Origin of the sequence: Pseudomonas sp. MWU16-30316, from assembly GCF_020515645.1 — a bacterium.
Lineage (GTDB): Bacteria > Pseudomonadota > Gammaproteobacteria > Pseudomonadales > Pseudomonadaceae > Aquipseudomonas > Aquipseudomonas cerasi.
Genome location: NZ_JAIZAZ010000009.1, coordinates 126,574 through 147,294 on the forward strand (window position 1 = coordinate 126,574; position 20,721 = coordinate 147,294).

18 protein-coding genes are annotated in these 20,721 nt (G+C 58.3%); 13 read left to right on the forward strand and 5 right to left on the reverse strand.

The features are described 5' to 3' along the window. Positions 1-59: 59 nt before the first annotated feature. The 3 genes from LCH65_RS23595 to LCH65_RS23605 all read left to right on the forward strand — a co-directional run bounded on the left by LCH65_RS23595 (position 60) and on the right by LCH65_RS23605 (position 4,405). Positions 60-2,969: an autotransporter domain-containing protein gene (locus tag LCH65_RS23595; RefSeq protein ID WP_226439846.1), complete on the forward strand. Its 2,910-nt coding sequence runs from the start codon at positions 60-62 to the stop codon at positions 2,967-2,969. 450 nt (positions 2,970-3,419) lie between these two features. Next, positions 3,420-3,947 (forward strand): hypothetical protein, encoded by a 528-nt coding sequence (locus LCH65_RS23600; RefSeq protein ID WP_226439847.1) that lies wholly within the window; start codon positions 3,420-3,422, stop codon positions 3,945-3,947. 14 nt (positions 3,948-3,961) lie between these two features. Then, complete coding sequence (locus tag LCH65_RS23605; protein WP_003371183.1) at positions 3,962-4,405, forward strand: YetF domain-containing protein; 444 nt, start codon at positions 3,962-3,964, stop codon at positions 4,403-4,405. A gap of 49 nt (positions 4,406-4,454) precedes the next feature. Here the strand turns inward: LCH65_RS23605 and LCH65_RS23610 are convergent, their stop codons facing one another. The 3 genes from LCH65_RS23610 to LCH65_RS23620 form a co-directional block, all read right to left on the reverse strand. Beyond that, positions 4,455-5,126: a haloacid dehalogenase type II gene (locus LCH65_RS23610; RefSeq protein ID WP_226439848.1), complete on the reverse strand. Its 672-nt coding sequence runs from the start codon at positions 5,124-5,126 to the stop codon at positions 4,455-4,457. 103 nt (positions 5,127-5,229) lie between these two features. Beyond that, positions 5,230-5,385 carry a hypothetical protein gene (locus LCH65_RS23615; RefSeq protein ID WP_003317799.1) on the reverse strand — a complete coding sequence of 52 codons (156 nt, stop codon included), beginning with the start codon at positions 5,383-5,385 and terminating at the stop codon, positions 5,230-5,232. Between the two features lie 156 nt (positions 5,386-5,541). Further along, complete coding sequence (locus LCH65_RS23620) at positions 5,542-6,462, reverse strand: LysR family transcriptional regulator (RefSeq protein ID WP_226439849.1); 921 nt, start codon at positions 6,460-6,462, stop codon at positions 5,542-5,544. A gap of 131 nt (positions 6,463-6,593) precedes the next feature. On the opposite strand from LCH65_RS23620, the gene LCH65_RS23625 reads away from it, so the two are divergent. From LCH65_RS23625 to LCH65_RS23635, 3 genes are read left to right on the forward strand one after another with little or no spacing between them, the layout of a single operon-like run. After that, complete coding sequence (locus LCH65_RS23625) at positions 6,594-7,088, forward strand: DUF1440 domain-containing protein (RefSeq protein WP_003371176.1); 495 nt, start codon at positions 6,594-6,596, stop codon at positions 7,086-7,088. Between the two features lie 56 nt (positions 7,089-7,144). After that, entirely contained in the window at positions 7,145-7,714 is a 570-nt protein-coding gene (locus LCH65_RS23630) for a hypothetical protein (RefSeq protein ID WP_003430782.1), read from the forward strand. A 20-nt stretch (positions 7,715-7,734) separates the two neighbouring features. Continuing rightward, positions 7,735-8,751 carry an SMP-30/gluconolactonase/LRE family protein gene (locus tag LCH65_RS23635; protein WP_054082213.1) on the forward strand — a complete coding sequence of 339 codons (1,017 nt, stop codon included), beginning with the start codon at positions 7,735-7,737 and terminating at the stop codon, positions 8,749-8,751. An 81-nt stretch (positions 8,752-8,832) separates the two neighbouring features. Here the strand turns inward: LCH65_RS23635 and LCH65_RS23640 are convergent, their stop codons facing one another. Then, positions 8,833-10,410 (reverse strand): carbohydrate porin, encoded by a 1,578-nt coding sequence (locus LCH65_RS23640; protein WP_226439850.1) that lies wholly within the window; start codon positions 10,408-10,410, stop codon positions 8,833-8,835. Between the two features lie 167 nt (positions 10,411-10,577). On the opposite strand from LCH65_RS23640, the gene LCH65_RS23645 reads away from it, so the two are divergent. The 7 genes from LCH65_RS23645 (at position 10,578) to LCH65_RS23675 (ending at position 19,442) form a co-directional block, all read left to right on the forward strand. Continuing rightward, positions 10,578-11,852, forward strand: a complete 1,275-nt coding sequence (locus LCH65_RS23645) for an ABC transporter substrate-binding protein (RefSeq protein WP_096136624.1) — start codon at positions 10,578-10,580, stop codon at positions 11,850-11,852. 21 nt (positions 11,853-11,873) lie between these two features. After that, entirely contained in the window at positions 11,874-12,836 is a 963-nt protein-coding gene (locus tag LCH65_RS23650; RefSeq protein WP_226439851.1) for a sugar ABC transporter permease, read from the forward strand. Beyond that, entirely contained in the window at positions 12,833-13,675 is an 843-nt protein-coding gene (locus LCH65_RS23655) for a carbohydrate ABC transporter permease (protein WP_003430791.1), read from the forward strand. Before LCH65_RS23650 ends, LCH65_RS23655 begins: the two co-directional genes overlap by 4 nt. Before the next feature lie 27 nt (positions 13,676-13,702). Continuing rightward, positions 13,703-14,848, forward strand: coding sequence for a sn-glycerol-3-phosphate ABC transporter ATP-binding protein UgpC (ugpC, locus tag LCH65_RS23660; protein WP_275087169.1), 1,146 nt, complete (start codon positions 13,703-13,705; stop codon positions 14,846-14,848). Then, positions 14,845-16,359, forward strand: a complete 1,515-nt coding sequence (locus LCH65_RS23665) for a glycoside hydrolase family 32 protein (protein WP_226439852.1) — start codon at positions 14,845-14,847, stop codon at positions 16,357-16,359. The genes ugpC and LCH65_RS23665 overlap by 4 nt, the downstream gene beginning before the upstream one ends. A 67-nt stretch (positions 16,360-16,426) precedes the next feature. Continuing rightward, positions 16,427-17,419: a LacI family DNA-binding transcriptional regulator gene (locus LCH65_RS23670; RefSeq protein ID WP_003371156.1), complete on the forward strand. Its 993-nt coding sequence runs from the start codon at positions 16,427-16,429 to the stop codon at positions 17,417-17,419. Between the two features lie 403 nt (positions 17,420-17,822). Then, the gene (locus LCH65_RS23675) at positions 17,823-19,442 is read left to right on the forward strand and encodes a methyl-accepting chemotaxis protein (protein ID WP_042930956.1); all 1,620 of its coding nucleotides are present in this window, start codon (positions 17,823-17,825) and stop codon (positions 19,440-19,442) included. A 142-nt stretch (positions 19,443-19,584) separates the two neighbouring features. Here the strand turns inward: LCH65_RS23675 and trpC are convergent, their stop codons facing one another. After that, the gene (gene trpC, locus LCH65_RS23680) at positions 19,585-20,385 is read right to left on the reverse strand and encodes an indole-3-glycerol phosphate synthase TrpC (protein ID WP_226439853.1); all 801 of its coding nucleotides are present in this window, start codon (positions 20,383-20,385) and stop codon (positions 19,585-19,587) included. Positions 20,386-20,721: the final 336 nt, after the last annotated feature.

Consider the following 20,721-nt stretch of genomic DNA (forward strand, 5'->3'; position numbering starts at 1 on the left):
CCCCTCTTGCTTTTGCAATTACTCTCGCACTGCTTCCAGAGGCTCAGGCCGTTGACTATGTGCTCACTAATGGTCAGGAAACCTTTAACAGCGACCGTTTGATTGATGGCGCGATCGACGTCAATGCAACTGACGGCAACACTTCTACCCTGACAATCAACAGCGGCGCAACCGTGACCAGCGAAGGCGGCAGCATCGTTGGCCAGGCCAGCAGAACCGGCGTCAATATGGCTCAGGCCAATGTTGTGGTTGAAGGGGCAGGTTCGCGCTGGGTGGTGCCTCGCACCTCATTCGTTCTCGGTAACTCGATCGTTGTCGGTGGTGTCGGCCAGGGCGATCTGACGGTCCGTAACGGAGGGCAGGTGTCGGTTCGGGATCTGGATATGGGTGAAGTTTTCGGGTCCCGTTCCAACGCATTTTCGAACGCGACGCTGTCGGTGAGTGGTCAGAACTCCCTGGTCGATGCGGTCAACATCCAGGCCGGCGGAGTGTTTGTGTATCGCTCGAGCATCACGGCCAATGACGGCGGCAAAATCAACAGCCAGCAGGTCGACATAGACTCCGTCATCAAGCTTTCAGGCGCAGGAACCCGCTGGGACAACAGCGGCTCCTTTGTGAACAGAAACGACCTGACCCTCGAGAACGGCGCAGTACTGACGAGTAACGAGCTGCGGCTGGGGTCGGCCGTTATCAACCAAAGCAATCAGGTCAATGTTACCGGACAGGGTACCCGTCTCGACGTGCAATCGCTGACGCTCGGCACCAACGTTGTCCGTACTTACCTGTCGCTGGCCGACGGTGCCGAACTGAGCGCCACTAACGGTATGCTGATCAGCTTCGTGAACGACAGCAACTCGGCGACGCGCGGCACGTTTACCATCGGCGGCCCGGTCGCGGTGGACCCTGACCGTACCGATGTTGATTCCATGACTGCAGGAGCAGCTCTGGCGGCAGGCCGACTGAATCCGCAAACCGCCGTCAGCTTTGGCACCGGCAACGGTTCCCTGGCGTTCAACCATACTGACACCGATCTGCAGTTCGCCAACACGCTGAATGGTACGGGTCGAGTGTATGCGTTCAGCGGCAATACCACGCTGAGCGGCGACACCACGGGATTGGCCGGTAGCGTCGTTGTGCGCGGCGGGCGACTGGTGTTGGCGGGGAACGTCGACCAGGTCAATCAGCGCGGCAACACAGCCACCACCCAAAGCGTTTCGCGGTTTAACGTAGGTAACGGCACACTGGTGGTCAACGGCATTGCGGGCCGCACTGAGTTCGGGACTTACACAAACAGCGCTCAGGTACTGGACGGAGGTATTCTGGCCGGCGTCGGTCAGGTGGGCAGCACCCAGGTCGCCTCCGGCGGTACGCTGTCGCCAGGAGAAAGCGCCATAGGTGCGCTGGCGATACAAGGCAACCTCGAGATGGCCGCCGGTTCACGCTACGCCGCAGACATCGCGGGCGACGGCAGCGCAGACCGGATCAACGTGAGCGGCACCGCAACCCTGCGCGGTACGCAAGTCAACGTGACCGCGCTGGATCCCGCGCAGAGCTATCAGAGCGGCAGAACCTACACGCTGCTCTCCGCCCAGGGCGGTTTGGTCGACGGCGCCGCCGCAGGCACTGCCTATGCCCAGGCACTTACCAACTCGGCGTTCCTGAATGTCGGGCTGCAACGCACAGCCAATGACCTGAACCTCACCATTGAACAAAAAAGCGTAGAACCTACGCCGACTCCAGAACCGACTCCAGAGCCGACTCCAACTCCAGAGCCTACACCTGAACCAACACCTGAGCCGACTCCAACACCTGAGCCAGAGCCGACCCCCGCGCCAACACCGGGTATCTTTCAAACGGTCATGCTGACCCAGAATCAGTTCAATACAGCGGGTGCGCTCAGCGTGCTGGAGCAAAGCGGCGAACCGCTGCGCCTCTATAACAATCTGTTGATTCTGGATGCCGAAAGCGCGCGTAATGCTGCCGATCAGCTGTCCGGCGACACGCTCGCCAGTACCTCGACCGCCCTGATCGCCAACAGCCAGGTGGTGTCCGGAGTACTGGGGACTCGTGTGCGTAATCTTCTCGATACCGGGACATTGCGGATGCCAGCCATGGCACTCAATCTGATGCCAACCACTCCACCCACCGAAAGCGGTGCCTGGGTGCAACCATTCGGCAACTGGACCAAAACAAGCAGCAACAATGGCGCAGGCGGTCTGCATCAAAGCACAGGTGGCCTGCTGTTCGGTGCGGACGGCAGCTTCACCCCGGATTGGCGCGGCGGCGTCTACGCTGGCTATAGCCGCTCGAAGTTCGACGCCGATGATCGCGATGCCGACGGCCACAGCGACAACTATCATCTTGGCCTGTACACCGGAGCCCAGATCGATGCACTGCGCCTCAGCGCCGACGTCGGCTACACCTGGCACAAGCTGGAGAGCGAGCGGAATGTGGCCTTCGCCGGATTCAGTGATCACTTGACTGGCAAACGCGACGCGAAATCGTTGCAGGCCAGTGGTGAAGCGGCCTACCGCATACCGCTTGGCAGCGTGGCTCTGGAACCTTTCGCCGGGCTTTCCTATGTTCGCTACGACGCCAAAGATCTGCACGAAAAAGGTGGGCCAGCCGCGCTAGACGTGTCCAGCGACAAGCAGAATACCGTCTTCTCGACGCTCGGCCTGCGCGCATCGACGAACACCCGAGTGGCCAACCTCGATACCCAGGTCTACGGCTCACTGGGATGGCGACGCGCCTTTGGTGATCTGGATCCGCGAAACGAGCAGAGCTTTGCCGGCGGTCCAAACTTCGAAGTGCAAGGCGTAGCTCAAAACCGCGACACCGCCTTGACCGAAGTCGGCGCGAAGCTGCGATTGAACCGTCAGACCGATCTGGGCTTGTCTTACCAGGGGCAGTTCGGCACTGACACTCGTTTCCACTCGGTGAATGCCGGCGTGACGGTCCGCTTCTGATCGTAATTGCAGCATCGGGCTGGATAACCATTTGCACAGGCTCGCCTGGAGTGGCATCCAGCCCGAATTCATTGGAAGGCATTTACATAGTGCGATCCCGAATCCACTCCGCGTTATCGTCCTACGCGCCGATCAACGACTAACGCAAGACACTCGAACCGCCCCTTCATCGCCCTCGTGTCGGCATTCGCTCGGCTAACGTTCAAACCGTGCTCCAGGCCATCAGATTACCTGCGAGTGATGCGGCCATTTATCTCAAACAACACGACTGTTACAGGCAAGCGCCCAATCACATACGGTGAATCGCATCTACGCCCTTACGCCAGAGCTTCTGGCAGTCACTCACCAGGAACGTCAAAACCATGGCAAGGACTTAAACCGTTCTGGACAGCGGGCCGGTTGGAAGCGTAATAAGGTGCCTACAAAATTTCCCTAATGGACAGCACGTTAATGCCACTACGCGGTGATGAAGCGGACGACCATGAGTTCCGCAGCCGGTCATATCCCGTCGAGGAAGATATGGCGCAGCAGCGTCGAGTCTGGCGCTTTGAGCGCATCGGTTGGGCTGGCCTGATTGTGCTGATAGTGCTGACCCTCGCCGGCTTGTTTTCCAAAGGGCCATTGAGCCAGGTGGAGCCCGAAACGGCAGATGGCAAACTGCAGGTGAGCTACGAGCGTTTCAGCCGCAACGGCAGTCAGGACGATATGATTGTCACGTCCAAAGGCGCCCCCTCCGAAATGCGTTATCTGGTCGTCGGCAGTGGACTGCTCGAAGGCGTGTCGATCGAGAACCTCAACCCCCAGCCCGCGCCCCTTCACAGCGAAGGCCGTGATCTGGTTATTCCGATGCAGGCCGACAAGGACGGTCTGGCCACCTTGTACCTGACTGTTCGCAGTAACGGGGTGGGACTGTACCGAGGGCAAATGCATATGCTGGGTGGCGAAACGCTGCCGATGCCCAGGTTTATCTACCCGTAGAGAGAACGCGATTTATGGATGCAGTGCTCAGAGCAGCAGCGATTTATTTTGTCTTGATGGTCTTGTTTCGTATTGCCGGACGCCGCTCTCTTACCGACCTCACCACCTTCGATTTCGTCTTGTTGCTGATCATTGGCGAGGCCACTCAGCAGGCGCTGCTGGGCGATGATTTTTCGGTGACTAACGCGATACTGATCATCTCCACCCTTATCGCCATAGACGTCGGCTTTTCCCTGGCCAAACGCCGATCAAAGCGGTTGGCAAAGTTTCTGGATGGCGGCCCCACGGTCATTGTGGAAGACGGCAAGCCACTGACCCAACGAATGAGAGAGGCGCGTATCAGTGAATCCGATGTGATGGAGGCAGCACGAACCACGCAAGGGATCGTGGAGATGAAGGACATCAGGTACGCGATCATCGAAAGGAACGGGGAGATATCGGTCATACCCTTCAAGTGAAGGTCTGCAAGTGATCAGGGATGGCTGCAGGCCGACTCCCGAATCAGTGCTAAAACGGACCTGCGCAGAGTTTCATGGCGACATCCTGAACATCTTTACCGATCAAGTCAGGCTGGGTGCCGAGCGGGTTGAGCACCTTCCCCGGGCGCTCGACAAACGCGGTGCGACACCCGGCCTGGGCAGCCCCGGCGATGTCCCAGGCGTGCGCTGCGACCATGATCATCTGATCCGTAGCGATGCCCAAGCGCTGTGCGACCATTTGGTAGGTTGCTGCGGCTGGCTTGAATTGACTGATTTCGCTGCCTGCCATGATGTGCTCGAAGCAGTCGGTCAATCCTGCAAATTCGAGCTGTTGCTGCAGCGCCTCCAGCGCGCCATTGCTCAGGGCAATGAGCACAAACCCGTAGTCCTTCAATAACTGCAGTGCCTGATGAACGTCCTTATGCGCAGGAAGAGATTTGATGCCTGCGGCCAGGGCCTGGCAATGATCGTCGCCCACGTCCACCTTGTGCCGTGCGGCAACCATTCTCAAAGCGCCCTGCGCCAGATCACCAAACGCCTGATACTGGCCGGTTATGGTGTTGGTCATCCAGCACTCTTGCAGTGTCAGGAACCATTCGGTGCGCACACGGCTATCGTCGAACAGTCCCTCGAAGAAAGCGTCGAGCGCGGCCAGATCCAGCAGCGTCTCGTTTACGTCAAAAATGATGTGTTTGAGCATGCTATAGGCCCCTGTTGCCTGCCTGAAGTGATGGCATCGAATGCGCCACCTGGCGGTGCTGACATCAGCCAGCACCGCCAAAGGTCACGATCAGGTCCCTGGCTTACGCCTGCTCTTCCTGCTCGTCATCATCGTGCTTGAGTGCCGGCTTCATCCCCGGCTGAGGCGCGTGCTCGGCATTCGGCGCGATTTCTTCGCCGTGGTTCTTTTTCTCTTGCTGGACTTTTTTGTCGTGAGCAACGTTACGTGGATCGGTCATGGGAATTCCTTGATTGGCAGAGGATTCGAACACCCATCGACGTGATGCATTGTTTGAGCGCCGGGGCAAGATTTGGAGTCAGGGCGTAGCCAGGCGTTCAGTGCATTTGAACCGGCACGCGAATAGCGGGTTGGGGCCTGAGTTCAGGTGACGGCGTCACGACTCCGCGGACGACAGCGTGAACGCTGGCGACTGAACCAGCTCCATGATCACTTCGCGCAAGGACTGCGCACACGGAGACAGCTCGCGATACGCCAGCGCCAGCACATAGGCGACAGGTGTACCTGGGCCCGTCAGCTCACGACAGGCAAGCCGCCCCGGCTGACGTCGGGCATAGCGCTGCGGCATGAGGGCCACACCCATGCCTCCGGCGACCAGCGCGGCGGTGGTCTGCATCTGGCGAGGCTGTTGCACGACCCGAGGAGTAAAGCCAGCGTTGGCGCAGGCCAGCAGAATGTGCGAGTGCATGCCCGGGCCATGATGCGGGGCGAACAGAATCCAGGGTTGGTCTGCCAACGCCGCAAGACCGATGGACGCACGCTCGGCCAAGGGATGATCCTGCGGCAGCACCGCAACCATGCGATCCTCGAACAGCGGCTCGATATGGATATTGCCCGGGTCTATGACCGGCAACACCAGAATGCCAACGTCCAGCCGGTCGTTGCGCAGGCCTTCAAGTTGCTCGGGAGGGGTGGCCTCCTGCAGTTGAATATCGACGTTCGGGTTCGCTGCCTGATAGCAACGCAGCAACGCCGGCAGCAAACCATCGACCACGCTGTCGACAAAACCCAGGCGAATCGTGCCGAGCATGCCTGCCGCTGAGCGACGTGCCATTTCACAGGCCCGTTCGGCCTGCAACAGCGTTTGCCGCGCCTCGGCCAAAAACACGACGCCCGCAGCGGTCAATTGCGTGGAGCGCGTACTGCGCAGCAACAACTGCACGCCCAGGCATTCTTCCAGACGACGAATCGCAACGCTCAGGGGCGGCTGTGACATGTTCAAGCGCTGCGCGGCCTTGCGAAAATTCAAGGTTTCAGCGACCACCACGTACTGGCGCATCAATTTCAAATCAATCATCTGATATTTTTTTAGTATCAATGAGCTATCAAATTAGTATGTTACAAATAAATGAGCGTTGCACATACTTCATGGTAAACGGCTAGAGCGAGATCGCTCACAGCCTGGTCTATCGAAGAAGGGGCGCTGATTTGAACACGCGAGCGTATGGTGTCGCCGCACTGGCCGGCTTTGTTGGAGGCAATGTTTCCAGTTTCATCAAATGGGGTACAGAGATCCCCTTCCCGCCTCGCACGCCGGACCGCCCGGTCCCGCCCGTGGAGATGCTTGATTCGCTGGGCATCAACGCTCAGCAGCTGACTTATGTGTATTCAGAGCATGTGGTGAATTACGGCAGTGCCCTGGTCCACCATGGCTTTTCCATCTTCTTCGCCATGTTCTATTGCCTGCTTGTACTCCGGTATCCGCGCGCCGCCCTGTGGCAGGGTCTGGGTTTCGGCCTGTTGGTGACCCTGGGGTTTCACGGCGTCATCCTGCCTGCGTTCCATTGGGCACCGCCGCTGTGGGAGCTGCCTGCCTCGGAGTTGTTATCTGAAACGTTCGGGCACTTGCTGTGGATGTGGGTGATCGAAGTCATACGGCGGGATTTGCAGCAGCGCTGGCTGCCTCACACCCGACCGGCCTGAGTAGCGCGCTGTCTTGCGACAGACACACGGAATTTCCCTGTAAACGGAGTGACCCGATGAAATCTCTATACACCCTGGCTCTGGCCTGCGCCGCCTGCGCGGGCATGGCGAGTGCCAATGCCGACGTGCAATCGGTGCCGAAAGAGTCTGCGCAAATGACTCACAGTAACGGTCAACTGCAACCACCTGTTTCATATGCCACGCTGTGGGCTGACGAAAACGGTGCCACGCATGTGGGCCACTGCCGCCTGGAAGGCCTGGAGTTCAAAAGCTATGCCCCGCCAGCCGCGCCGCAATGGGTCGGCGTCTCCCCTGACGATATCGAAAGCATCGCCTACGCGGTGCTGCCGGTGGGATACGTCGGCAACTGGCACCACGCGCCGGGGCCACAATGGGTCGTCACCCTGCAGGGGCAATGGTCGGTGGAGACCACCGATGGCAGTGTGCTGGTGCAAGGACCGGGAGAGATGCAGTTCAATGCCGACACCCGGTCCCGGCCGCGTCCGGATGACGAACGTGTAGGCCACCTGACGCGCACCGTGGGTGATCAACCCAATGTTCAACTGATCATCAAACTTAAACCGGGTGCGGCTGACAAACGTACCAACGGCAGCTGTGCCTACTGATCGCATACGGACCTGAATCTATGAAACCGACCCGTAAAAATCGCTTTCTGCGCCCCTCCTCATGGCTATTGGGCAGTGCGCTCCTGGCTGCGGGTTCAGCAGGCGCAACCGACGCCGTCGCCCCTGTCCGGCAAGTCGTTATCGACCCGGCCTTCAGCCAACTGGTTGCCCCACAGGCCCACGTCGAGCTGCTCACCGATCAGGCGAAGTGGGCAGAAGGCCCGCTGTGCCTGGCCGATGGCCGTTTGATCTGGAGTGACATCAAGGCCAACAAGGTCAGCAGCTGGCAGGCAAAGGATGGCGTGTCCACCTGGCTGGAAAAAGCCGACTTTCAAAATGGGCATACGCTCGACGGCCAGGGCCGTGTGGTGGCGGCCTCCCATGGCAAGCGCGGCATCGTGCGGCAGGAGCCCAATGGTGAGTGGCGTACATTGGTCGACACCTACCAGGGCAAACGGCTGAACAGTCCGAACGATGTAGTGGCGGATAAAAGCGGCGCTCTCTGGTTTTCCGATCCCACCTTCGGGGTGTTGAGCAAAAGCGAGGGCTATGGCGGCAAGCCTGAGCAAGGCGGCGAGTTCATCTATCGCTACGTACCCGACACCGGGCAGATCACCCGTCTCGACACTCCCGAAGTCCACTCGCCCAACGGCCTGGCCTTCTCGCCGGATCAGCAGCTGCTTTATGTGGCCGACTCACAAATGGCCCACGACTTCACCAACAAGAAGCTGGCACATCGCATCATGGTCTATCAGGTGCGCGACGGTCGCTTGATCAACGGCAAGGTGTTCGCTGACATCCAGCCCGGCATCCCTGACGGGATCAAAGTCGACGCGCTTGGCAACCTGTGGAGCAGCAGCAAGGAAGGTATTCAGGTGTTTTCCGCAGCAGGCAAGCCACTCGGAAAACTGCTGGTCGCGGCTGCCGATACCAGCAACCTGACGTTCTGCTCCAGCGAGCAGGCAAGCTGGGCGTACATTACCGCTGCCAACAAGGTGCTCAGGGTGCAGGTGATGAAGAGCGTAGCGGGTCAGTAGGACGAACTGTCCCGATGCTCATCGGGTAGCCGTAAACCGATTCAAAGCCCGGCACACGGTGCCGGGCTTTACCTGCAGAGCCTAGAACCAGGTCTCCATCTGGATGCCGAACTGCCAAACACCACCGGAGTTGAAATCACTTTTGCCGAAGTTGCCGGTCGTGCTGTAGCGGTCCAGATCCGAAGACCAGTTCATGAGGCTTGCGAACACTCGCAGTTCGGGGCGTGTGAGCAGGTCACCCATGTCCGGCTTGAAGGTCGGCGCAACCGTAAACTTCCAGAAGTTACCGTCAACCGCACTGCGTTGCAGATAGCCTTTGGGGTCGAGGTCCATGGTTTGCCAACTCAGCTCGTAGGCCATCTCGAAGTTGCTGTTGATCTCGTTGGCCAGGCGCATGTTCAGCGTGAGCCAGCGGTAATCGTCGCCTTTGACGTAGCGGTCTTTGCTCTGTTCGGCCAGCAGGCTCGGGCCGATGCGCCATCCCGGCGCGATAGGTGTCTCGCCATACATGGCCAGACGCACTGCGCGGGCGTCGTCGATCAGTTCGCCATCCGCGCCAATGTCCTTGACCTGCGCACCCAGGCCCTGCCCATAGAGCAACGCCGTCTTGAAGAAGCCTTCCCGACCGAAAAAGTCCTTCTGGTGATTGGCCAACATGGTGTGCAGGCCTGAATCTGCGGGCGCAAAACCGGCTTGATTGGTGCGCGTACCGACGTCGTTTTTCTTTGCACCAATGGCGTTGAACATCCACTGCCACTGACCATTGTCGAAGAATTGGTTGGAGGTCAGGATATAGCTTTCCACATCGGCATCGACGCCGCCCTCACTGAAATCTCCGTAGTTACGTCCGATCAGGGAATAGTTCGAGCGCCAGTCCTTGGTCATCTGCACATCGTAGATACCGCCACCGGTCCCGGCCAGAAAGACCACGTCCGAGTCCAGCCAGTGGATATCGAAATTATCCCTGTCGAAGCGCTTGCCGGCCCACAGCGTGGCGTTTTCGAACACTGAATTCCCCTTGAAGGCGGCAATGTGGTCGAGTTCGGTAAATACCTGACGCACGTTCAGGCTGCTTTCGGTGGCCGTCCAGTCGTTATAGCTTTCAACGCCGTCGGCGATGGAGACGGTGAACTTGGAGCGCGTGCCGTTCTGCGCGTAGATCTCTTTCGACAGATCGAAGCGCATGTAGGTGTCGTCTTCGTTACCCAGGCGCCCGACCGCACCACCGACTGAACCTGCGGGGGTTGTATAAGGCCCACCGCGACCGCCGCCCAAACCGTCGTTGATCAACAGACCGGAGCGAGCGTAGCCCTTGAAGCTGAACCCGTCGGTGAGGTGTCCGGCACTGCCTGGCTTCTCCATGCTTTGCTGGCGGGCTTCGAGTTTTGCCACGCGATCATCCAGAGCCGGCTGTGAACTGGCCGCAACGGTGGACGCAGAAGTGGGTGCGGCAGGCTGCGCAACGGGGGTCGAGAGTTTGAGTTGCTGAAGCTCCCTGGCGAGCGCCTGGGTTTGCTGTTCGGCTGCGGCTGCACGTTTTTCCGCAGCGCTGGCACGGGCTTCGAATGCGGCCATCCGCTCTTCCAGAGTCGCGGCCTGAGAGACGGTTGTCGAGGTGCCGAGTACCCCTGCGAGTAGCCATCTTGATGCGTTCTGCATGTGGACTTCCTGTTTTGTTTTTATTGTTTTCGTGACGTTGGCCGAGCCTTTTTCCTTCAGCACAAAATTGTGCAAATCGGAGAAAAAAGGGTGCCACATCGAAAATACGCTGTTACATTGACGATGTTAACGTTAACTTTTATAAAAACAAAAATAAAGAGGGCTCTATGAAACAGCTGAAATCTCTTCTTCCCGTCGCGCTGCTCACCCTGTCTGCCGGGTTTTCTGCGCTGTCGAACGCAGCCGATCTGACGATCTCGTGCGGGGCCGTCGGCGCTGAATTGCAACTGTGCAAGGAGGCAGTCGATAGCTGGTCAAAACAGACCGGCAACAACGTTCAGGTGGTTTCCACGCCTAACTCTGCAACCGAGCGCCTGTCGTTCTACCAGCAGATCCTCAGCGCCCAGTCCACCGACATCGACATCATTCAAATCGACATGGTGTGGCCGGGGATGCTCGCCAAACACCTGACGGATCTGCGCGAACTGCTTCCGGCAAATGCGACACAAGGCTATTTCCAGGCACAGGTGGACAACGCCACCGTCGACGGCCGACTGGTGTCGATGCCCTGGTTTACCGACTCGGGGCTGCTGTATTACCGCAAGGATCTGCTCGACAAGTACCAGCAGCCGGTCCCCCAGACCTGGGAGGACATGACCGCTACCGCCAAAAAAGTGCAAAAAGCCGAACGCGATGCGGGGAATGTCACTATGTGGGGCTACGTGTTCCAGGGGCGCGCCTATGAAGGCCTGACGTGCAATGCCCTGGAGTGGATCAGCAGCCAGCCGGACGGCGGACTGGTCAACCCGCGCGGAGACATCGTGGTCAACAGCCAGGCCTCACGAGTCGCGCTGACCCTGGCAAAAAGCTGGATCGGCGAGATCTCCCCGCCCGGCGTACTTAACTACACCGAGGAAGAAGGCCGTGGCGTATTCCAGTCAGGAAATGCGCTGTTCATGCGCAACTGGCCTTACGTCTGGGCCTTGGTGCAAAGCAAGGACAGCGCGATAAAAGACAAGGTCGGCGTCGCGCCCCTGCCCAGTGGCGGCGCGAACGGCACCCACGCTTCAACGCTCGGAGGCTGGGGCCTGGCGGTTTCGCGCTACAGCCGCAACCCCAAACTGGCGGCAGAACTGGTTGCCTACCTGACCAGCGCCCAGCAGCAAAAACAGCGTGCCCTGGCAGGTGCCTACAACCCGGTCATCGAGTCCCTGTATGCCGACCCCGAGTTGCTCGCGGCGATGCCTTACTACCCGCAGTTGCACAGCATCCTCAGCAATGGGGTCATGCGCCCCGCCGCGATCACGGCCAACGGCTACCCACGCGTCTCCAACGCATTCTTCGATCGGGTGCATAGCGTGCTGGCGGGCGATATTCCGGTCGATCAGGCACTGGTCGAACTGGAACGCGAACTGACCCGCATCAAACGCCGGAACTGGTAAGCCACACGTAAGGAAATCAACATGCCCGTCTCTTCTACCGACTTCCCTGGAGACGACGAACTCGTCACCCGGGAAACGCCTGTACAACGTCGCAGGCTACGCGCCGCCTGGCTGTTTCTGACGCCGATGCTGGTGTGCCTGGTCCTGGTGGCGGCCTGGCCGTTGCTGCGCACATTCTGGTTCAGCCTGACCGATGCCGATCTGTCGGATACCGGCAGTGGCTCATTCGTGGGCCTGAGCAATTATCTGCTCTACGACGGCGTCATCTGGTCTGGCGTGCTGGTCGATCCGCAATGGTGGAACGCGGTGCGCAACACCCTGCATTTCACCGTGGTGTCGGTCGGGCTGGAAATGGTCCTGGGACTGATGGTGGCGTTGCTGTTGAACGTCAAGTTCACCGGCCGCGCGCTGGTCCGTGCGTTGATTCTGATCCCTTGGGCGATTCCGACCATCGTCTCGGCGAAGATCTGGTCGTGGATGCTCAATGACCAGTTCGGCATCATCAACCATATGATGCTGAGCCTGGGCCTGATCAATGCGCCGCTGGCCTGGACGGCAGATGCGGACCTGTCGATGTGGGCAGTGATCATCGTCGACGTCTGGAAGACCGTGCCCTTTGTCACCCTGCTGATGCTCGCGGCACTGCAGATGCTGCCAAGCGATTGCTACGAAGCCGCCCGGGTCGACGGCATTCATCCGGTGCGGGTGTTCTGGAGAGTCACCTTGCCGTTGCTGATGCCCGCCTTGTTGGTCGCCGCGATCTTTCGCATTCTCGATTCGTTGCGGGTCTTCGACGTCATCTACGTCCTGACCTCCAACTCTTCGAGCACCATGAGCATGTCGGTCTATGCCCGCCAGCACCTGGTGGAGTTCCAGGACGTCGGCTACGGCAGCGCCGCCTCCACCCTGCTGTTTCTGGTCGTGGCAGTGATTGCCATGCTTTATCTGTACCTCGGACGTCGCCAGCTGGAGGTGCGCTCATGAACCTGCGCCCACTGAAGAAAGCGCTGCTGCGCCTGGCCTTCTGGGGCCTGGTCGGGGTCGTGCTGCTGTACGCGATCTTCCCTTTCTATTACGCCATCCTGACCTCGCTGAAACCGTCCAGTGCCTTGTTTGAAGTGAGCTACTGGATCACCGAAGCCGACTTCTCCAATTACGCAGCGGTCCTCAGTCAGGCGTCATTCCTGCAGGCCATCGCCAACTCGCTGGTGGTTGCGCTGAGTGTGGTAGTGCTGGCGCTGTTCCTGGGCCTGACGGCGTCCTACGCCCTGGGCAGGGTCAAGTTCCGAGGCCGCGGCACGGTGCTGATGATGGTGCTCGGCGTCTCGATGTTTCCTCAGGTCGCGGTGCTGTCGGGGCTGTTTGAAGTGATCCGCGCACTGGGTCTGTACAACACCTCATGGGCACTGATCCTGAGCTACACGATTTTTACCCTGCCCTTCACCGTCTGGGTGCTGACCACGTTCATGGGGCAACTGCCGCATGAGCTGGAAGAAGCGGCAATCATGGATGGCGCATCGCCCTGGGTCACGCTGACCCGCGTGCTGTTGCCGCTGCTGTGGCCCGCACTGGTCACGACCGGCCTGTTGGCTTTTATTGCCGCGTGGAACGAGTTCCTGTTTGCCCTGACCTTCACCCTGACAGATGCGCAACGAACGGTCCCGGTCGCCATCGCCCTGATTTCGGGTGGCAGCTCCCACGAATTGCCTTGGGGCCTGTTGATGGCGGCGTCGGTGCTGGTGACCGTCCCACTGGTGATTCTGGTGCTGATCTTCCAGCGCCGCATCGTTTCCGGCCTCACTGCCGGCGCGTTGAAAGGTTGATGCACACAACTGACAAGGAACAGCATCGTGATGAAATTGAAGCTAGCCAACATCAACAAGCAATTGGGCGGCACGCGCATTCTGCGCGATGTCAGCCTGGAGATCGCTGCGGGTGAGTTCGTTGTGTTCGTCGGCCCTTCGGGCTGCGGAAAGTCGACGCTGCTGCGCTTGATCGCCGGACTGGATTCGATCTGTGCTGGCGACCTGCTGATCGACGGACGACGGGTCAATGACCTGGAACCGCGCGAGCGTGGTGTCGGTATGGTCTTTCAGTCCTACGCCCTGTACCCGCACATGAGCGTCTACGACAACATCAGTTTTGGCCTCAAGCTGGCCAAGACGGAAAAAAGCAGCCTGCGCGAACGCGTGCTGAAAACCGCGCAGATCCTGCAACTGGACAAACTGCTGCAGCGCAAGCCCCGGGAATTGTCCGGCGGGCAGCGTCAGCGCGTGGCCATGGGCAGAGCCATGGCGCGGGAACCGGACATCCTGTTGTTCGATGAACCGCTTTCCAACCTGGACGCCTCGCTGCGGGTCCAGATGCGCAACGAAATCGCCCGGCTCCACAAGCGGCTGGGCTCGACGATGATCTACGTCACCCACGATCAGGTCGAGGCGATGACCCTGGCGGACAAGATTGTCGTGCTCAACGGCGGTCAGGTCGAACAGGTCGGCTCACCACGCGAACTCTACGAACGCCCTGCCAGCCTTTTCGTCGCCGGTTTTCTGGGCTCGCCGAGAATGAATTTTCTGCCCGTGAGCTTGCAGGCACCGGGTCGCAACAGCCTGATCGACATCCCGGCACTGGGTATGAAATCCCTGCCCTTCGACAGCTCGAATCTGACCGAGGATGCGCAACTGACCTTGGGTGTTCGCCCGGAGCACATCACCCTCAATGCTGCGAACAACGGCGTTGGCGTCACGGTATCCGGTGTCGAATACCTGGGCAGCGAGGTCTATGTGCATCTGGCTACCGGGGCGAGCGAGCCCTTGATTTGTCGCTGCGATGCCAAGGCCGGCTGGCAGGCAGGCGATCAGGTCGCGCTGCAATTCGACGACAGCAACCTGCACCTGTTCGACGCAGATGGCCTGGCCCTGAAGCGCCACACAGACGCCAGTCAACACCTGACACCCGGCACCACACCGCACCTCGTACAAGCAGGCACCCTATGAGTTTTTCTGCAAATGCCATGAGCAAGCCGATGTCTCCTGCCCTCGAGCGCGCGCGCCATGCGCTGGAAGAGGGTCTGTCGCAGCTCGTCCACGATTATCGCCCCGGTTACCACCTGGCCCCGCCTGCGGGCTGGATGAATGACCCTAACGGGGTAGTGTTCTTTCGTGGCGAATATCACGTGTTCTATCAGCACCACCCGTTCGACGCGAAATGGGGCCCGATGTACTGGGGCCATGCAAAGAGTGCCGACCTGGTCCATTGGCAGCACCTGCCCATTGCCCTGGCACCCGGTGATGACTTCGACCGGGACGGCTGTTTTTCCGGCAGTGCAGTGGTACATGACGACACCCTGGCGCTGATCTACACCGGGCACACGTGGCTGGGTGACGTGGGCGACGAGCGTTTCATCCGTCAGGTGCAGTGCCTGGCCACCAGTAGCGACGGCATCAGCTTCATCAAACACGGCGCCGTTATCGACACCCCGCCGCAAGACGGGATGATTCATTTCCGTGACCCGAAAGTCTGGCGACAGGATGGCCACTGGTACCTGATTGCCGGCGCACGCCTGGGCGACAAACCGCTGCTGCCGCTCTATCGATCCAGGGACCTGCACGCGTGGGACTTCGTCAGTTATGTGTCCACAGGCGGCGAAGGCGACGGCTATATGTGGGAATGCCCGGACCTGTTTGGCCTCAATGAACGCGACGTACTGCTTTACTCCCCCCAGGGCATGCCGGCGCAGCGCTACGAGCGACTGAACAGGTTTCACACCGGCTATCGAGTGGGCCAGGTCGACAGTCAATGGCAGTTCACCGGCGGGCCTTTTATCGAGCTGGACAGCGGTCACGATTTCTATGCGGCGCAGACGCTGGTGGCTGCCGATGGCAGGCGTCTGCTGTGGGCCTGGATCGACATGTGGGAAAGCCCGACCCCAACCGAGGAACATCACTGGCGCGGCATGCTGGGCCTGCCGCGAGAACTTGAAGTACGCGCCGATCGCCTGTGCGTGCAGCCCGCGCGCGAGCTGACAGCGTTGCGCAACGCGTCACTGCCAGGCACCCCCTGGTGGAGCGAAGCGGGTAGCCAATCGCTGGCCGACATACACGGCGACATGCTCGAAATCCACGTGCACCTGGACCTGCTCGACTGCATCGAAGGTCACCTGGGTGTGGCCTTGCGTTGCAGTGAGGATGGCAATGAGCAGACGCTGCTTTACTACGATGCGTCGCTGAAACGTTTGATACTCGACCGTACTCAGTCGGGCACCCACGTCAGCGGTCAGCGCAGTGTAGCGATAGATCCACAACAGAATCAGCTTGAACTGCGGATCTTCCTTGATCGCTCGTCCATCGAGGTGTTCGAGCAAAACGGCAGTTTCAGCTTCAGCAGCCGTTTTTATCCACAGACCGACAGCCTGGGGGTAAAACTTATTGCCAACGGAACCGGAGGCCGGGTCTGCATCGCCGACGCATGGCAACTCGCCTCGGGATACCTGTCGGTAAATCATTGAAGTCGCGAAAAAAATCAGGTCTCTGTAGCATGATAATCATCAGTCAACCCGACAGGCCCCGCTTCGCATGACCTCAGTTAAAGACGTTGCAAAACTGGCCGGTGTGTCTCTGATGACGGTGTCTCGGGCGCTCAATGATCCGGGAAAACTGAGTCCGGAGACTTATCAGCGAGTGCGCAACGCGATCGATGAGCTTCAATTCGTACCCAGCCTGTCGGCTCGCAGGATTCGCGGCGACAACCTGCAGACCCGAACCATCGGCGTATTTGCCCTGGACACCGCAACCACGCCGTTTGCGGTCGAGCTGCTGCTATCAATCGAACAGACCGCGCAGCAGGCAGGCTGGAACGTATTTATTCTCAACCTGCTAAGCAATCCGCCTACCGACCAGAACATTGACCTGATGCTGTCGCACCGCCCGGATGGGTTGATCTTCAGCGCCATGGGGTTACGCAAAGTGAGTATCCCCCAGCGCCTGAAGAGCAAGCCGCTGGTGCTCGCCAACTGCGTAGCTGATGACAGCAGCCTGGTCAGTTATGTGCCAGACGACGAAACGGGTCAGTACCGCGCCTTGAACCACGCGTTCAGCAAGGGCTATCGACGCCCGCTGTTCATAAACCTGCCAAAACAGAGCCTGGCCTGGGAAATCCGCCAAGCAGGTATGTTGCGTGCCTGCGAGGCATTCGGCCTGACTCGCGACGAACTCTTGCAGTACAACCTGTCCGAACACGATGCCTACTGGGAAACCGCCGCTATCCTTGCACGACACATGATAGATGGGCGTCCGCAGTTCGACATTCTGATCTGCGGCAATGACCGCATTGCCTTTTGTGCCTACCAGTTGCTGCTGGGCCAAGGCCTGAAAATCCCCGGCGATGTTGCCGTACTGGGTTATGACAACATGATCGGCATCGCCGAGCTGTTCATTCCTGCGCTGACCACGGTGCAACTGCCGTATTACGAGATCGGTCGCAACGCCGCCCGGCACCTGATTGAAAGCCTTGAAGTGTCGGGCTCCCAGCCGGTGGACTGCCCGCTGGTGATCAGAGAATCGTTATGAAGCCTTGCGCGGGATAGCTCACGCAGCAAGTCGTCACGGGACCCTCCAGACAAAAGCGACTGCTCTTGAGCCCTGATTTACACCCCTGAAACGCTGACCGTATTAAATGGTTACGATTGAGAGGGGTAAGAGCGCCTGGCTGTCCGGCCACTCTAAAAAGATAGCTTTTCTCTTACTTTTCAAGCGCCTACTGATTGCACGCTCAAGACAAGCGAGTTGTACACCCTCTGACTTACATGAATCCCGCCCCAAAAAAGCGCACTAAACAAATTAAAGAACAAAACCGTGCGCAACTAATGCACGAACTAATCCAGAAACCAAACCCGACCCCCTCAAGTAATATTTCTGGTAGCCGATAGTTCTAAAGCCGTGAAAAATCAATTCTACAAGGAGGTCAGTGACAATGAGAAACTTGAAAGTATCTGCGCGCGCAGCACTCAGCTTTATGTTTATTGCACTCTTATTGGTCGCCTTGGGTGGTATTTCAGTATGGAAAATGGGAGAAATCCGCGAGACGGCCAGAGACATTGAAAACGATGCATTGGCCAGCGTGGTGGTTGCAGACCGAATCAATGCCACGATGCTGCGCCTGCGCCTGGAAGTCCGCAGAATGCTGTCCCAGACCAATCCGCAGGACATGGCCACCACGTCCGGCATGATCGCTTCGCTGAGTGAGGAGTTGAAAAAGCAGGTAGCACTTTACGCCCCTTTTGTCGCCAGCGATAAAGAAGGACAACTGTTCAAAGCCGTGTCGGAAAACACCGATAAAGCACTGGTTGCATTCGACCAGGTGATTGCACTTATCCGTCAAAACGCAACCACTGAAGCGCTGGCCTACCTGAGTTCAAACGTGACGCCTGTTACCCGTCTTCTCGACGACGCTGTGAACGGGCTTGTTCAAATGAACATTGACGAGGCGGCAAACTCAGGAAAAGAATCCGAGGATTCGTATCAAAGCGGCTTAACGTTTGTGATCTTCATTATTGCAGCCGCGACGCTGGCGACGATTGTGCTGGCCGTGCTGTTCACCAAAAGTATCGTCACGCCGTTGCGCGACATGCTGCGTGTCAACGACACCATCGCCAAGGGTGATCTGCGCAGCGTGATTACCGTCACGGGCAAAGACGAATTTTCCGACCTGATGCGCTCTACCCAGGTCATGCAAAACAATCTGCGCGATACGATCAAGCTGATCGGCGATTCATCCACTCAACTGGCATCCGCCGCTGAAGAAATGAACGCGGTCACCGAGGAGTCGAGCAAAGGTTTGCTGCGCCAGAATAACGAAATTGATCAGGCAGCCACCGCCGTTAACCAGATGACCGCTGCGGTCGATGAGGTGGCGCGTAATGCTGCCGCTGCATCGGATGCAGCCAAAGCCTCTGATCAGTCAACCCGCACCGGCGCAGCACGGGTTACCAGTACGGTTGACGCCATCGAGAAACTGAGCAAGACCGTGCAGAGCACCAGTGTCGATGTAGAGCGTCTGGCCGTGCAGTCCAAGGACATCAGCAAGGTATTGGAAGTCATTCGTACGATTGCGGAACAAACCAATCTCCTGGCCTTGAACGCAGCTATCGAAGCCGCCCGGGCAGGTGAGCAGGGACGCGGTTTCGCGGTGGTGGCTGATGAGGTCAGAGCGCTGGCCCATCGTACCCAGACCTCGACTCAGGAAATCGAGAAAATGATTGGCGACATCCTCACGGGCACTGCACAGGCCACCAAGGCCATGAGTGAAAGTTGCGATCAGGCCGGTGGCACACTCACCATCGCTCATGAAGCCGGAGCAGCACTGACCCTGATCGCGAAAGCAATCAATGAAATCAACGAAATGAACCTGATGATTGCGACCGCATCGGAGCAGCAGGCGCAGGTCGCACGTTCGGTCGACGGCAACCTGATGAGTATTCGCGATCTTTCCATCCAGAGTGCAACGGGGGCCAATCAGACAGCGGCGGCCAGTGCCGAGCTCTCAGTGCTTGCTGTAGACATGAATAAGCTGGTGGCCAGGTTTTCGCTCTAAGGGTTTTCTACTGCTTCAGGTCGTGATGCTGTGGATACTGATTCCACAGCATTCAGGGCCAATCAACTGCATACGTCTGGACAAGTGCAGGACGGTCAGAGGAGCGCATTAACGCCCCTCTGAGCCGTGAGTTTCCTACGCGTCAGTCAGCACTGCCGGTCAGCAGTGTTCTTGTGGCCGCAGTAACATCCTCTTTGCGCATCAGACTTTCGCCGACCAGAAAGGTAGTAATGCCGGATTTTTTGAGTCGCAGGCAATCGTTATGGTTGCCGATGCCACTTTCACCGACCAGCAGTTTGCCTGCGGGCACCATGGATGCCAGTCGCTCGCTTGTGCCGAGGTCTACTTCGAAGGTATGCAGGTTGCGATTATTGACGCCGAGCAGCGGAGAAGACAGTTTGAGCGCACGCTCCATTTCATGTTCGTCATGCACTTCCACCAGAACGTCCATCCCCAGCGTCATGGCCGCATCTTCAAGTTCGGCGGCGAGGTCGTCAGTCAATGAGGCCATGATCAGCAATATGCAATCCGCACCCCAGGCACGTGCTTCATACACCTGATAAGTGTCAAACATGAAGTCTTTTCGTAACACAGGAAGGGCGCAAGCGTTTCGCGCATCGATGAGAAACTGCGGGGAACCCTGGAAGCTGGGCGTGTCGGTCAGAACGGATAAACAGGCGGCCCCACCGGTTTCATAAGCCTTCGCCAGCTCGGGCGGGTTGAAGTCTTCGCGAATCAGACCTTTTGATGGACTTGCTTTCTTTATTTCTGCAATGAGCCCCAACAGACCCTGCTGTTCTTTTGCTTTCAGTGCTTTATAAAAACCGCGGGGACTGGACTGTTCGAGGGCACGCTGCTTGATGCGACTTAATGGTACGTTAGCTTTTGCCGCCTCTATTTCTTGAAGCTTGTAATGTTTTATTTTATTTAGAATATCACTCATGGCAGTCACTCATATTAGCGGGTAATCTATTGAATTAAGCCCTGTAGCGCCTCGACGTACGCATGCTCATTATCGCCCTCTGGCAATATTTAAACGAGCGTACATTCACTGATCGAGAAACAACAATTAAATTTAATTTATCCACCTTTAAACACATTATCGCGTTAATATATCATGATCGTCCATGATGTAAACCCGGGTAACACGGTCTCTGTAACGTACATCAACAACTGAACCCGGCCGATTAAGATGGCGAAACAATATCAACTTTCCGGCACAGCCTGGCGATTTACCTGGGCGAGTCCACGCCTCGGCTGTTACTACTGGCAAGCCTGC

Coding starts and splice junctions, on each gene's coding strand:
- LCH65_RS23655 (WP_003430791.1), top strand. CDS start 12,833: ATGAACCTGCGCCCACTGAAGAAAGCGCTGCTGCGCCTGGCCTTCTGG.
- LCH65_RS23610 (WP_226439848.1), bottom strand. CDS start 5,126: ATGCTCAAACACATCATTTTTGACGTAAACGAGACGCTGCTGGATCTG.
- LCH65_RS23645 (WP_096136624.1), top strand. CDS start 10,578: ATGAAACAGCTGAAATCTCTTCTTCCCGTCGCGCTGCTCACCCTGTCT.
- LCH65_RS23670 (WP_003371156.1), top strand. CDS start 16,427: ATGACCTCAGTTAAAGACGTTGCAAAACTGGCCGGTGTGTCTCTGATG.
- LCH65_RS23640 (WP_226439850.1), bottom strand. CDS start 10,410: ATGCAGAACGCATCAAGATGGCTACTCGCAGGGGTACTCGGCACCTCG.
- LCH65_RS23615 (WP_003317799.1), bottom strand. CDS start 5,385: ATGACCGATCCACGTAACGTTGCTCACGACAAAAAAGTCCAGCAAGAG.
- LCH65_RS23635 (WP_054082213.1), top strand. CDS start 7,735: ATGAAACCGACCCGTAAAAATCGCTTTCTGCGCCCCTCCTCATGGCTA.
- LCH65_RS23620 (WP_226439849.1), bottom strand. CDS start 6,462: ATGATTGATTTGAAATTGATGCGCCAGTACGTGGTGGTCGCTGAAACC.
- LCH65_RS23630 (WP_003430782.1), top strand. CDS start 7,145: ATGAAATCTCTATACACCCTGGCTCTGGCCTGCGCCGCCTGCGCGGGC.
- LCH65_RS23665 (WP_226439852.1), top strand. CDS start 14,845: ATGAGTTTTTCTGCAAATGCCATGAGCAAGCCGATGTCTCCTGCCCTC.
- LCH65_RS23650 (WP_226439851.1), top strand. CDS start 11,874: ATGCCCGTCTCTTCTACCGACTTCCCTGGAGACGACGAACTCGTCACC.
- trpC (WP_226439853.1), bottom strand. CDS start 20,385: ATGAGTGATATTCTAAATAAAATAAAACATTACAAGCTTCAAGAAATA.
- LCH65_RS23600 (WP_226439847.1), top strand. CDS start 3,420: ATGCCACTACGCGGTGATGAAGCGGACGACCATGAGTTCCGCAGCCGG.
- LCH65_RS23675 (WP_042930956.1), top strand. CDS start 17,823: ATGAGAAACTTGAAAGTATCTGCGCGCGCAGCACTCAGCTTTATGTTT.
- LCH65_RS23605 (WP_003371183.1), top strand. CDS start 3,962: ATGGATGCAGTGCTCAGAGCAGCAGCGATTTATTTTGTCTTGATGGTC.